The 13,404-nt window shown below is 72.4% G+C and carries 9 protein-coding genes; 1 reads left to right on the forward strand and 8 read right to left on the reverse strand.

The window, feature by feature from the left end:
• Positions 1 to 231 precede the first annotated feature (231 nt).
• From KME75_RS16240 to KME75_RS16255, 4 genes are all read right to left on the reverse strand, one after another.
• Entirely contained in the window at positions 232 to 1,023 is a 792-nt protein-coding gene (locus tag KME75_RS16240; protein WP_246632202.1) for a formylglycine-generating enzyme family protein, read from the reverse strand.
• Between the two features lie 207 nt (positions 1,024 to 1,230).
• Positions 1,231 to 3,585, reverse strand: coding sequence for an arylsulfatase (locus KME75_RS16245; RefSeq protein WP_219415663.1), 2,355 nt, complete (start codon positions 3,583 to 3,585; stop codon positions 1,231 to 1,233).
• Between the two features lie 247 nt (positions 3,586 to 3,832).
• Positions 3,833 to 4,798 (reverse strand): ABC transporter substrate-binding protein, encoded by a 966-nt coding sequence (locus KME75_RS16250; RefSeq protein ID WP_219415664.1) that lies wholly within the window; start codon positions 4,796 to 4,798, stop codon positions 3,833 to 3,835.
• The gene (locus tag KME75_RS16255; protein WP_219415665.1) at positions 4,795 to 5,928 is read right to left on the reverse strand and encodes an aromatic ring-hydroxylating oxygenase subunit alpha; all 1,134 of its coding nucleotides are present in this window, start codon (positions 5,926 to 5,928) and stop codon (positions 4,795 to 4,797) included. The genes KME75_RS16250 and KME75_RS16255 overlap by 4 nt, the downstream gene beginning before the upstream one ends.
• Positions 5,929 to 6,034: 106 nt before the next feature.
• Here KME75_RS16255 and KME75_RS16260 point away from each other — a divergent pair, with 106 nt between their 5' ends.
• Entirely contained in the window at positions 6,035 to 7,213 is a 1,179-nt protein-coding gene (locus KME75_RS16260; protein ID WP_219415666.1) for a PucR family transcriptional regulator, read from the forward strand.
• A gap of 97 nt (positions 7,214 to 7,310) precedes the next feature.
• On the opposite strand, the gene purU is transcribed toward KME75_RS16260, so the two are convergent.
• From purU to ppdK, 4 genes are all read right to left on the reverse strand, one after another.
• Positions 7,311 to 8,159 carry a formyltetrahydrofolate deformylase gene (gene purU, locus KME75_RS16265; protein ID WP_219415667.1) on the reverse strand — a complete coding sequence of 283 codons (849 nt, stop codon included), beginning with the start codon at positions 8,157 to 8,159 and terminating at the stop codon, positions 7,311 to 7,313.
• Positions 8,160 to 8,182: 23 nt separating this feature from the next.
• Positions 8,183 to 9,556 carry an L-serine ammonia-lyase gene (locus tag KME75_RS16270; protein WP_219415668.1) on the reverse strand — a complete coding sequence of 458 codons (1,374 nt, stop codon included), beginning with the start codon at positions 9,554 to 9,556 and terminating at the stop codon, positions 8,183 to 8,185.
• Between the two features lie 117 nt (positions 9,557 to 9,673).
• The gene (gene folP, locus KME75_RS16275) at positions 9,674 to 10,519 is read right to left on the reverse strand and encodes a dihydropteroate synthase (RefSeq protein WP_219415669.1); all 846 of its coding nucleotides are present in this window, start codon (positions 10,517 to 10,519) and stop codon (positions 9,674 to 9,676) included.
• A complete protein-coding gene (gene ppdK / locus KME75_RS16280; protein ID WP_219415670.1) occupies positions 10,516 to 13,287 on the reverse strand; it encodes a pyruvate, phosphate dikinase in 2,772 nt (923 codons plus the stop codon). The genes folP and ppdK overlap by 4 nt, the downstream gene beginning before the upstream one ends.
• Between the last annotated feature and the right edge of the window lie 117 nt (positions 13,288 to 13,404).

A 13,404-nucleotide genomic window follows, 5' to 3' on the forward strand; every position in this document is an offset into this window, starting at 1 on the left:
TGGGGAAGGGCAATCGCAGCACGGTGTCCCAGGGGGCATCCACCGCTTGCGCCGACAAAGCGTCGAACCCGAACGGTGCTTCGTGTGGAGGATCCTCCAAGCACGGGAGCGGAAGAGTGCGGCCGCCGGGTGGGCCGCCGGTTCGGTGTGATCGCACCGGGTGGCGCGTGAGGCGGGCGCCGACGGCCGGAGGCAGGACCTCCGAGCGGCCGTCATGCGCGGCTCACATGGTCACGACTGCACAGCGTCGGCGACGATCCGGAACCCGATGTTGCCCGCGGAGCTGTCGGGGGTGTTCGACGTGCGCGCGGCGACCCGGTACCGGTTGCAGTACGAGGCATGGCAGAGGTAGGAGCCGCCGCGCATCGCGCGGGGCTGCTGCTCCTCGTCCGACGGGCCGTGGAAGGTGTCGGCGGTCCACTCCCAGACGTTGCCGGACATGTTGTGGAGCCCGTAGCCGTTGGGCGCGTAGGTGTTCACCGGCGCCGTGCCCAGGTAGCCGTCGTCGTGGGTGTTCACGTCGGGGAACCGGCCCTGCCAGATGTTGCACCGGTGCCGCCCGCCCGGGGTGAGCTCGTCGCCCCACGGGTAGCGGGCCTGCTCGAGGCCGCCGCGGGCGGCGTACTCCCACTCCGCCTCCGTGGGCAGCCGCGCGCCGGCCCACGCGCAGTACGCCGTCGCGTCGTTCCAGGAGACGTGCACCACCGGGTGGTTGCGCCGCGCGCCGACGTCCGAGCCGGGCCCCTCCGGCGCCCGCCAGTACGCCCCCGGCACCGGCAGCCACCACGGGGTGGCCGCGGCGGCCTGCGTGATCGTGCGGGCGAGGGCGGGCGGGATCAGCAGGTGGAACACGAACGACCAGCCGAAGCGCTCGGCCTCGGTGACGTAGCCGGTGTCCTTGACGAACGCCGCGAACCTTGCGTTCGTGACGGCCATCGGGTCGATCCGGAAGGGCGCGACCTCGACCTCGCGGATCGGTGCCTCCCCGTCCTCTGCGTTGATGTCCGCGTCCTCGCTGCCCATGCGGAACCGGCCGCCGGGCAGCGCCACCAGCGAGCTCAGCGTGGGACGCCGGCCGGTGCCCCGGACGGCGCGGCCCACCGGCAGGTCGGCGGCGGCGGCACCCGGGACGACACCGGCGGACTGCCGGGTGGCAGGACAGCACTCGGAGGACACGGCACCATTCTCCCAGCGCGGGTCCGGCCGGGGACTCCGGCCGGACCCGCCCGATCACTGCGACGTCATGACCCGCCGGTGCAGGCCGCCGTCACCCTCGGCCGAGCCCTCCTCGCCGAGGTCGATCCGCACCGTGTGGATCACGCCGCTGAACGCGTTGTCGACCTCCGGGTAGTCGTCGATGACCGGCGTGCCCAGGTCCACACCCACGTCGAGCGTCTCGTCGAAGGAGAAGTAGTAGGGGATCGTCTGCTCGACGCGCCCCTCCGCCTGCTTCTCGCCGTCGACGGTGAGCACGACCGTGCCGCCCTTGCCGACGCCGCCGCCGTCGTAGTGGAAGTCCATGCGGATCTCGTGCCGGCCCGGCGGGATCGGCGCGCGGGTGTGCATCCGGTAGAGCTGCATCCCGAAGAAGTTGTAGGCGTAGTAGGCGTAGCCGCCGGCGCAGTACAGCGACCACCCACCGAACCGGCCGCCCTGGGAGATGATCACACCCTCGGTGTCGGTCTCGGCGGTCTCGACGTCGGCGACGATGCTGTGCGACCGGTTCTTCACGTTCGGCGTGGTCTCCTCGGTGAAACGGCGCATCCCGCCGCGGTAGGTCACCGACTTCCGCGCGCCGAGCAGGTCCACGCGTCCGGCCAGCGTGGGGTTCTCGCGCTCGGTGACCCGGTTGTCCAGGGGGAAGACCTGGTGCTTGGCCGCTTCGACCAGGAACAGCTCCTGCAGCGCCCGCAGCCGGTCGGGGTGCTCGGATGCGAGGTCGCGCGCCTGGCTCCAGTCGGTGTCCAGGTCGTAGAGCTCCCAGACGTCGTCGGAGAACCGCTTGCCGGCCGTCGGGATCATCTCCCACGGCGTGCCGTGCCGGGTGACGGCCATCCACCCCTCGTGGTAGATGCCTCGGTTGCCGCACATCTCGAAGTACTGGGTGCGGCGCCGGTCGCGGGCCGCAGCGTCCGCGAAGGTGTAGCGCATGCTGGTGCCCTCGACCGGCTGCTGGGACACCCCGTTGACGCTCGTCGGCTCCGGGATGCCGGCGCACTCGAGCACCGTGGGCAGCACGTCGATGACGTGGTGGAACTGGTGGCGCAGCCCGCCGCGCTCGGCGATCCCCTGCGGCCAGTGCACGATCAGCCCGTCCCGGGTGCCGCCGAAGTGCGAGGCCACCTGCTTGGTCCACTGGTAGGGCGTGTTGAGCGCGAGCGCCCAGCCGGCCGGCGCGATCGGATAGGTGCTCGGGTCGCCGATGGCGTCGATCTCGGCGATCATCTCGTCCGGATCGTCGACGATGCCGTGGCCGAGCCGGTGCTCCACCACCGTGCCCTCGATGCCGCCCTCACCGGACGCGCCGTTGTCGCCGAGCAGATAGATGAACAGCGTGTTGTCCAGCTCGCCGAGCTCCTCGAGCGCGGCGACGAACCGGGCGACCTGGGCGTCGGCGTGCTCGGTGAACCCGGCGAAGGTCTCCATGAACCGGACGGCGAGCGCGCGCTGGTTCTCGCTGAGCTCGTCCCAGTGCGGCACCCCCTCGGCCCACGGGGCGAGCTCCGCGTCGTCCGGGACGACGCCGAGCTCCTTCTGCCGCGCGAGGGTGAGCTCGCGCTGACGGTCCCAGCCGTGGTCGAAGCTGCCCCGGTACTTCTGCTGCCACTCCGGCGCGACGTGCAGCGGGGCGTGCGAGGCCCCGAACGCGAGGTAGGTGAAGAACGGGCGGTCCGGGGTCAGCGTCCGCTGCGTGCGCACCCAGTCGATGGCGTGGTCCACCAGGTCCTCGGACAGGTGGTAGCCGTCCTCGGGCCGCTTCTCCGGCTCGACGGGCGTGGTGCCCTGGTACAGCAGCGGGTACCAGTGGTTCATCTCCGCGCCCATGAACCCGTAGAAGGTGTCGAAGCCCTCCCCGGTGGGCCAGCGCTCGAACGGGCCCACCGCGCTGATCTCCCGCGGCGGGGTCTGGTGCCACTTCCCGAACGCGGCGGTGCTGTAGCCGTTGCCCTGCAGGATCTGCGCGATCGTCGCCGCGCTGCGCGGCCGGAACCCGTTGTAGCCGGGCGCGGACGTGGCCATCTCGGTGGTGCCGCCCATGCCCACCGAGTGGTGGTTGCGTCCGGTCAGCATGGCCTGCCGGGTCGGCGAGCAGAGCGCGGTCACGTGGAAGCGGGTGTAGCGCAGGCCGTCGTCGGCCAGCCGCTCGGCGGCGGGCATCCGGCACGGGCCGCCGAACGAGCTCGAGGTGCCGAAGCCGAGGTCGTCCATCAGCACGATCACGACGTTGGGCGCATCCGCCGGCGGCTGGATGGGGCGCACCGGCTCGAACGCGGCCGTCTGATCGTCGATGCCGATGGCCGTCACCACGTTCTGCGCCCGCTCCGGCTCCGGCAGGATGTGCCGGCCCGCTGTGAAGCTGTCCACGGTGATTCCCTCTCCTCGACGACTGATGCAACGGGAGTTCGTCCGGATTGACGGATGAAATGCCGAGGACGCTGGGAAGCGAAAATTCCTGGTCCTCGACCGGAGAAGTGTAGGATCACACGCTTCTCGCGACCCGGTCAACGACGCCTGCGGCCGGGGCGAGACCGGTTTTCGATCCGGCCGATAGACCCACTCTATGGGAGCGCCCCGTGCCGGGCCCGGACGCCCGGCCGGGGCCGGCATGGGGTCAGCCGCCGACCCGGGCCAGGACGACATCGGCCGCCGGTTCCCCGCTCACCGAGGTGACGCCCTCGAGCCACTCCTCGAGGCGGTCCGGGTGCGCGCGCATCCACTCGAGGGCCACCGCCTCGGCCGGCTTCCGGTCCTTGTCGATGGCCCGGATGAAGTCGGACGCGCTCGTCGTGTCGAACCTGATCTGCGCAATGAAGCGCGCCAGGTTCGCGTCGGTCTCCGCGAGCTCCGAGCGCGTCACGGACCGGACCTGCCCGGCGCCCGGCCACACCTCCTCGGGGTCCTCGAGGAAATGCAGGTCGAACTCCGTGGTCATCCAATGCGGGCTCCAGGCCAGGAACACGACGGGCTCGTCGCGCGCCACTCGCCGGGACACTTCGGCGAGCATTCCCTCGGTGCTGCTCACCACCAGTTCCCAGTCCCCGAGTCCGTAGGCGTCCTGCTCGATCGCCTTGTTGATCGTCTCGTTTCCGGGGGTGCCCGGCTCGATTCCGTAGATCTTCCGGCCGAAGGCGTCGGCGTGCTCGTCGAGATCCGCGAACGATGTGATTCCCAGGCTCTCGGCGACAGAGGTGGGAACCGCGGGGGAGAACTGCGTGCCCTCCAGCACCGTTCCGGCGACCTCCACCGTTCCGGCGTCCAGGTACGGCGTGTAGACGTCCTGCTGGCTCGGCCACCAGTTCCCGAGATAGATGTCGGCCTGTCCGGTGGCCAGGGCTTGTGCGGCCAGCGGAACGGCGACCTCCTGCACACTCGTGGCGTACCCGAGCGTCGTCAGCACCTGCCGGGCGATCTCCGTCTCGACGAGCAGATCCCCCCAGGGCTGCTGGACGAACCGGGCGACATGGTCGCCTTCGGCCGCGCGTCCGAAGCCGGCCGACTCCGTGCCGCTGCAGGCGCCGGTCAGCGCCACGGTGGCGAGGGCCGCCGTGGCGAGCGCCGCGATCCGTGCCCTGGTCACGCCTGCTCCAGCGACGCGAGGACCCACTCCCGGAACCGGGTGATCAGGACCTCCTCGGCCGGCACGAGCACGCCGCCGTCCCGGTAGGCCCGGGAGGTCATGTTCGGCTGGGTGATCTCGCAGGCGCCCAGGTCCTGCTCGTTCACGCGATGGAACAGTTCGACGGAGTCGGTGACGTCGATGCCCGCCGCCAGGACGTCGGGGTGGAAGAGCCACTCGCAGACGACCGTGGTGCGGTCGGGGGCGGTCGGGACGAACCGGTGGACGATGACGTGGTCGGGCGTGAGCGAGAGGAACGCGTTGGGCCGGACGACCATTCCGAAGTAGCGGCGGTCGTCGTCGTCGGTCAGCCGGGGAAGGCGGGGAATGCTCACCGAACCGGAGAGCGTGAAGCCCGGGTGGTCGTCCGCGAACTCGTATCCGCCCGCGTCGTAGCCCTGGGTGAACGTGGCCGGGTCGGCGAACCGGGGAATGGTGTCGCACAGTTCCGGGTGAATGGTGCCGCAGTGGTAGCACTCCTGGAAGTTCTCGAAGATCAGCTTCCAGTTCGCCGCGCAGACGTACTCCTTCCGCCCGCCCACGGCGAGCTCGCCGAGATCGTACCGGGCGAACTGTTCGTAGTCGCCCAGGCGGTATTCGATCTGCGGCCGGACCTGGTCGGTCAACGGCGCCGGATCGGGCGACAGGTTCACCCACACCAGGCCCTCCCACACGTCGACCGCGACCGGGTGCAGCGAGTACTCCGCGCGGTCGATGTGCTCGATCGCCCGCCAGTTCGGGGTGGTGACCAGCGAGCCGTCCAGTCGGTACGTCCAGGCGTGGTACGGGCACCGCAGCGCCTTGCCGACGTTCCCGCCGTCCTCGACGCAGAGCGTCGCGCCCCGGTGCCGGCAGACGTTCAGGAAGCCGCGCAGGCGGCCGTCCGCGCCGGCCACGACGATGACGTTCTCGGTGCCGACGTCGGCCCGCAGGAACTGCCCCGGGCGGGCGAGGTCGGCCGCGCGCCCGACGTACACCCATTGGCGTCCGAAGATCCTCTCTTGTTCGAGCGCGAAGACGTCCGGATCGGTGTAGTAGTGGCCGGGGAGCGTGGGGGCGAGGGCCGAACGGGACAACGGGGACAGCGTCATGGAATACCTCCGGATTCGGCGTTCTCGCGACGATAAGGGCCGGGTTCGCGGAAGCGCTGCGCACAGCTGTAGCGAATCATCGTGAGCCATTGCTACGGTTGTCGAAATGGACGAGGTGCAGACCGCCGTCGACGATCTCGCGGCACGGCTCGGGCGCTCGGTGTGCGTCGAGGAGCCGGGGTTCCGCCCGCTCGCGGTGAGCGCGCACTACGGCGTCGTCGACCCGGCGCGCGTCGCGTCCCTGCTCAGCCGCCGCACCGACCCGGCACTGATTCGCCACTTCGCCGGGGCGCGCCTGGACGCCGCCGCCGGACCGGTCCGCATCGACGGCAACCCCGGGCTGGAGCTCCTGCCGCGCCTGGTGGTTCCGGTGCGGCAGCACGGCTGGCTCCTCGGGCACATCTGGCTGATCGACGCCGAGCCCCCCGTCGGCGCCGCCGAGCTGACCGAGGTCCAGGCCACCGCGGCCCGGCTCGGGCAGCTGCTGTGGCGGCGACGGCAGGTCGTCGACCACGCGGTGGCGGAGGAGTCCGCGATGCTCCTGGCCCTGCTCGACCCCGACCTGGCGCGCCGTCGCGGGGTGCTGGAGCAGCTGCTGCTGCGCCGGGAGCTGCCGGCCGACGCGGCGATCGTCGCCGTCACGGCGGGCGTCCGGGGCGACCGCGTCGACGAGGCGGTCCGGCTCCTGCTGGCCGACGCCCGGCAGGCCATGGGCCCCGACGCGCCGATGGGCGCCGCGAGGGACGGGCGGCTGGTGGCGCTGGCGCCGGTCCGGGTCGGCGACGCCGCGGCCCGGCGCCGGTGGGGGAGCGCGCTCCGCGCGTCGGCGGCACGTTCCGGGGCCGAGCTGGGCGGGATCGGGCTCGGGAGCGCCGTCATCGGGGCGCAGGACGTGCTCGGCTCCCTCGAGCACGCGTCCTACGCGGCGCGGATCGCCGACCGGCTACCCGAGCGGCAGGGGATGGCGGCGTGGGACGACCTCGGCCACCTGCGCATGTTCGCGAGCGTGCCGTGGGACGTCCACGGCGTCGACCTCGTGCACCCCGGCGCGAGCCGGCTCCTCGACGGCGGGCGCGACTCGGTCGCCGCCACCCTCCTCACCTACCTCGACCACGGCGGCAGCGCCCAGTCCGCCGCCGCGGCCCTGAACATCCACCGCACCACGCTCTACTACCGCCTCGGCCGCGCCCGCGAGCTGCTCGGCACCGACGTCGGCGAGGGCGAGGCGCGCCTGGGCGTCCACGCCGCCCTGGTCCTGGCGCGCCTGGCCGGCCTGCTGTCCTGAGCTACCGTGCACACCGCGGCGCCACCGTGCATACGCCCCGACGTGTGCACGGTGCCGCCGAAGTGTGCACGGCGAGCCGAGAAGGGGTGCATGAGCGTCAGCGGAAGACCACCGTGCTGCGGTCGTTGAGCAGCACCCGGCGCTCGCAGTGCCAGCGCACCGCGCGGGACAGGGCGAGGGCCTCGGCGTCGCGGCCGACCGTCGAGAGGGCCCGGGCGTCGAAGGTGTGGTCGATCCGGATCACCTCCTGCTCGATGATCGGGCCCTCGTCGAGGTCGGGCGTCACGTAGTGCGCCGTGGCCCCGACGAGCTTCACGCCACGGTCGAACGCCTGGTGGTAGGGCTTCGCGCCCTTGAAGCCGGGCAGGAACGAGTGGTGGATGTTGATCGCGCGCCCGTGCAGCGTGCGACACAGGCCGTCGGAGAGCACCTGCATGTAGCGCGCCAGCACCACGAGGTCGGCCCGGTACTCGTCGACGAGCTCGAGCAGGCGCTGCTCGGCCTGCGGCTTGGTGGTGGGCGTGACCGGCACGTGGATGTAGGGCAGGCCGGCGGCCTCGGCCATCGGGCGCAGGTCCTCATGGTTGGAGACGACGGCGACGAGCTCCGCGCCGAGGCTCCCGGCCCGCCACCGGAAGATGAGGTCGTTCAGGCAGTGCCCGAACTTCGACACCATCACCAGCACCCGCTGCGGGCTGTCGCCGGTGAGGCTGAACGTCATCCCGAACCGGTCGGCCACCGGCTCGAACGCGGCCGACAGCCGCTCGGCGTCGACCTCCTCGGCCGTGATGAACGCGGTGCGCAGGAACAGCGAGCCGCGCACCGGGTCGTCGAACTGCTGGTGCTCGACGATGTCGCAGCCCTGCTCGAAGAGGAAGGTGCTGACCGCGTGCACGATGCCGGGACGCTCCGGGCAGCTCAGGGTCAGGGTGAAGGTGCTCGTCACGGTGGCTCCTAGTCCTTCTTGCGTCAGCACTCGACGACGTTGAGGGCGAGACCACCGCGGGCGGTCTCCTTGTACTTGTCCTTCATGTCCGCCCCGGTCTCGCGCATCGTCTTGATCGCTTTGTCGAGGGTGACGTGGTGCTGCCCGTCGCCGCGGACGGCCATCCGGGCCGCCGTGATCGCCTTGATGGCGCCCACCGCGTTGCGTTCGATGCACGGGATCTGCACCAGGCCGCCGACCGGGTCGCAGGTGAGCCCGAGGTTGTGCTCGATGCCGATCTCGGCGGCGTTCTCGACCTGCTCCGGGGTGGCCCCCAGCACCTCGGCGAGCCCGGCCGCGGCCATCGAGCACGCCGACCCCACCTCGCCCTGGCAGCCGACCTCGGCACCGGAGATCGAGGCGTTCTCCTTGAACAGCAGCCCGACCGCCGCGGCGGTGAGCAGGAACCGGACCACCCCGTCGTCTGAGAACGAGTCGACGAAGCGCCGGTAGTAGTGCAGGACGGCGGGGATGATCCCGGCGGCCCCGTTCGTCGGGGCGGTGACGACGCGGCCGCCCGCGGCGTTCTCCTCGTTGACGGCCAGCGCGTAGAGGGTGACCCAGTCCACGGCGCGCAGCGCGTCCTGCTCGTCGCTCGCGGCCTCGAGCCGGTCGCGCAGGGCGGCTGCGCGCCTGCGCACCTTCAGCCCGCCCGGGAGCACGCCCGTGGCCTGCGTGCCGCGCTGCACGCACTCCTGCATCACCGACCAGATGTGCAGCAGCCCGGAGCGGACCTCCTCCTCGGTGCGCCAGGCCAGCTCGTTGGCGAGCATGACGTCGCTGATCCGCAGGCCGGTCTCCCGGGTGCGCCGCAGCAGCTCCTCGCCGCTGCTGAACGGGTAGCGCACCGGCGTCGGATCCTCGACGAGCACCGGGCGCCCGGCGTCGTCCTCGTCGAGGACGAAACCGCCGCCCACCGAGTAGTACTCGCGGGTCAGCAGCTCTGCGCCGTCGGCGTCGAGCGCCCGGAAGAGCATGCCGTTGGTGTGGAACGGCAGCCGCTTGCGCCGGTGCAGCACGACGTCGTCGTCCACCGAGAACGCGATCGACCGCTTGCCGCCCAGGAGCAGCTCACAGTCGGTGCGGACGGCGGTGACCCGGGGCTCCGCGGCCGCCGGGTCCACCAGGTCGGGCTGCTCACCCTCCAGCCCGAGGACGACGGCCTTCACGCTCCCGTGCCCGTGACCGGTGGCCCCGAGCGAGCCGAACAGCTCGGCGCGCACCCCGGCGGTGCGGGCGAGCAGCCCCTCCGCGTCCAGCCGCGACGCGAACGAGTGCGCGGCGCGCATCGGCCCGACGGTGTGCGAGCTGGACGGGCCGATGCCCACCTTGAACAGGTCGAAGGCGCTGATCGTCATGGTGTGCTCCGCAGCGATGGGAGGGCCCAAGGTGTCGTATGAGTCGCGAGGAACTGATATATCAACTGAGGCAAAATGGTATGTGAGCTGGTGAAGCCGGTCAAGGGTGCCTCCGGGTCAGAAACCGGCGGTGGCGGCAACCACGGCCAGGGCGTCCCGGGTGGCGGCGACGTCGTGGACGCGCAGGACGTTCGCCCCGTTCTGGGCGGCCAGTACCGCGGCGGCGACCGACCCCGGCAGGCGGTGCTCGACCGCCCGGCCGGTGACCGCGCCGATCATGGACTTCCGGGACAGCCCGACCATGACCGGGACCCCGAGCGCGGTGAGGTCCCGCAGCCGGGCGAGCAGCGCGAGGTTGTGGTCCAGGGACTTGCCGAACCCGAAGCCGGGATCGACCAGCAGCAGGCGCCGGGGGAGGCCGGCGCGCTCGCACGCGCGCAGCCGGTCGTCCAGGAAGCCGCGCACCTCAGTGACGACGTCGCGGTAGCGCGGGGCGTCCTGCATCGTGCGCGGCTCGTGCTGCATGTGCATCAGGCACACCGGCACGCCGAGTTCCGCGGTGGCCGCGAGCGCGCCCGGCTCCCGCAGCGCCCGCACGTCGTTGATCATGCTCGCCCCGGCCCGGACCGCCTCCCGCATCACCTCCGGCCGGGAGGTGTCGGCCGACACCGGCACGCCGGTGCATGCCGCGAGCGCCTCGACCACGGGGATCACGCGGTCCAGCTCCTCGTCGACGGTGGGCGGCCGGGAGCCGGGGCGGGTCGACTCGCCGCCCACGTCGATCAGGTCGGCGCCCTCGGCGGCCAGGCGCCTGCCGTGTGCGACCGCGACGGCCGGGTCGAGATACCGCCCGCCGTCGGAGAAGGAGTCCGGTGTGACGTTGAGGATCCCGCACACGAGGGGGTGCCCGGCCCGCAGCGCGACGTCCACGCCTGCCGGGCGCACGCCCACCGCGCCGGTCACACCACGGCCTCGACGTCGGCGCGGGTGAGGCCCGCGTCCACGCTCTCCTCGATCTGCGGGGCGAGCAGCGCGGCCCGGCCCGCCTCCAACCGGGCCACCGGCACCCGGAACGGCGAGCACGAGACGTAGTCCAGGCCCGCCGCGTGGAAGAAGTGCACCGAGTCGGGGTCGGCGGCGTGCTCGCCGCACACGCCGAGCTTGAGCCCCGGGCGCGCCTGCCGCCCCTCCGCGGCGGCCAGCCGGACGAGCCTGCCGACGCCGGCCACGTCGAGCGACTCGAACGGCGAGACCCCGAAGATCCCCTTCTCGAGGTAGAGCGAGAAGAACGCGGCCTCGGCGTCGTCGCGGCTGAAGCCCCACGTCATCTGCGTGAGGTCGTTGGTGCCGAAGGAGAAGAACTCCGCGGACGCGGCGAGCTCGCCCGCGACGAGGGCGGCGCGGGGCAGCTCCACCATCGTGCCGATGAGGTGGTCGATCGCCATGCCGTACCGGCCGGCGACCTCGGCGATCGCCCGCTCGCCGTCGGCCCGGACCAGCTCGAGCTCCTGCACGCTGCCGACCAGCGGGATCATGATCTCGACGTGCGGATCGCCGCCGGCGAGGATCCGCGCGGCCGCGGCCTCGGCGATCGCCCGGATCTGCATGACGAACAACCCCGGCACCACCAGGCCGAGCCGCACCCCGCGCAGCCCGAGCATGGGGTTGCGCTCGTGCAGGCGGCGCACGGCCTCGAGCATCCGCCGGTCCGGCTCGTCCACCTCGCCGGTGATCTCGGCGACCGCCACCCGGACCGACAGCTCGGTGAGGTCCGGGAGGAACTCGTGCAGCGGCGGGTCGAGCAGCCGCACCGTGACCGGGAGCCCGTCCATCGCGGCGAGGATCTGCTCGAAGTCCGCCCGCTGCAGCGGCAGCAGCGCGGCGAGCGACTCCTGCTGGGCGGCCTCGTCCTCGGCGATCACCAGCCGCTCGATGTGCCGGCGGCGTTCCCCGAGGAACATGTGCTCGGTGCGGCACAGCCCGATGCCGCGGGCCCCGAACCGGCGCGCCCGCACGGCGTCCTCGGCGGTGTCGGCGTTGGCGCGCACGTGCAGCGCGCTCACCGCGTCGGCGAAGGTGATCAGCCGGTGGACGGCCCGCACCAGGTCGTCGGCCTGGGGGGCGTCCGCGTCGAGCGTGCCCTCGAAGTACTGCACCACGGGGGAGGCGGCCACCGGGATCGCGCCGGTGAAGACCTCGCCGGTGGTGCCGTCGATCGAGAGCACGTCGCCCTCGCCGACCACGATGCCGTCCGATGTCCTCAACGTGCGGGCGACGGCGTCGACCTCGAGGCTCTCGGCGCCGCACACGCACGTCGTGCCCATCCCGCGGGCGACGACGGCGGCGTGGCTGGTCTTGCCGCCGCGGCTGGTGAGTACGCCCCGCGCCGCGATCATGCCGTCGAGGTCGTCGGGGCTGGTCTCGCGGCGCACCAGGATCACGTCCTGGCCCGCGGCCGCGCGGGCCACCGCGGCGGCGGAGTCGAAGACCGCCACCCCGACGGCGGCGCCCGGGCTCGCCCCGACGCCCCGGCTGAGCAGCTGGGTCGCGGCGTCGGCGGGGGCCGCCGCGGCGGCGCGCGCGGCCCGCTCGTCGAACTTCGGGAACATCAGCTGCGCGAGCTGGTGGCCGGTGACCCGGCGCAGCGCCTCCGGCAGGTCGATCAGCCCTTCGTCGACGAGCTGGCAGGCGATGCGGAAGGCCGCGCCTGCCGTGCGCTTGCCGACGCGGGTCTGCAGGATCCACAGCCGGCCGCGCTCGATGGTGAACTCGATGTCGCACAGGTCCCGGTAGTGCGTCTCGAGCCGGTTCATCACGGTCAGCAGCTCGTCGTAGCAGGCCTTGTCCAGGCGTTCGAGCTCGGTCAGCGAGAGCGTGTTGCGGATGCCCGCGACGACGTCCTCGCCCTGCGCGTTCGGCAGGTAGTCGCCGTAGATCCCGGACTGCCCGGACGCCGGGTCGCGGGTGAACGCCACCCCGGTGCCCGAGTCGGGGCCCAGGTTGCCGAAGACCATCGCCACGACGTTGACGGCCGTGCCGAGGTCGTCCGGGATGCGTTCCTGGCGCCGGTAGCGCACCGCGCGGTCCGCGGTCCAGGAGGTGAAGACCGCGCGGACGGCCAGGTCCAGCTGCTCGCGCGGGTCCTGCGGGAAGTCCCGCCCGGTGTGCTCGCGCACGATCGCCTGGAAGGTGGCGACGAGCTCCTGCAGGTCGGCCGCGCTCAGCTCGGTGTCGCCGCCCACCCCGCGGCTCCGGATGAGCTCGTCGAGGGCGTGCTCGAAGTGCTCGGCGTCGACGCCGAGCACGGTGCGGCCGAACATCTGCAGCAGCCGGCGGTAGGAGTCCCAGGCGAACCGCGCGTCGCCCGCCTGCGCGGCGAGCCCGGCCACGGAGACGTCGTTGAGTCCGACGTTGAGGACCGTCTCCATCATCCCGGGCATCGAGTGCTTCGCCCCGGACCGCACGCTGACCAGCAGCGGGTCGTCGCTCTGGCCCAGCGTGCGCCCCATCCGCCGTTCCAGCGCGGCCAGGTGGGCGTCGACCTCGGCGCGCAGCCCGGCGGGCTCCGCACCGTGCGCGAGGTACGCGCGGCAGGCCTCGGTCGTGATCGTGAAGCCGGGCGGCACCGGCAGACCGAGGTTGGTCATCTCGGCCAGGTTCGCGCCCTTGCCGCCGAGCAGCTCCTTCTGGTCGCGGTTACCTTCGTGGAAGTCGTAGACGTAGCGCGGCACGGTGGCCTCCAGGACTCAACGGGAGCAAGAGCGGGATCCAGGCCGTGCACACCGCGCGGGCGCCGTGCACATGTCGGGCCATGTGCACGGCGGACCGGGGATGTGCACGCCCAAGTG

Source organism: Pseudonocardia nigra, from assembly GCF_019396355.1.
Lineage (GTDB): Bacteria > Actinomycetota > Actinomycetes > Mycobacteriales > Pseudonocardiaceae > Pseudonocardia > Pseudonocardia nigra.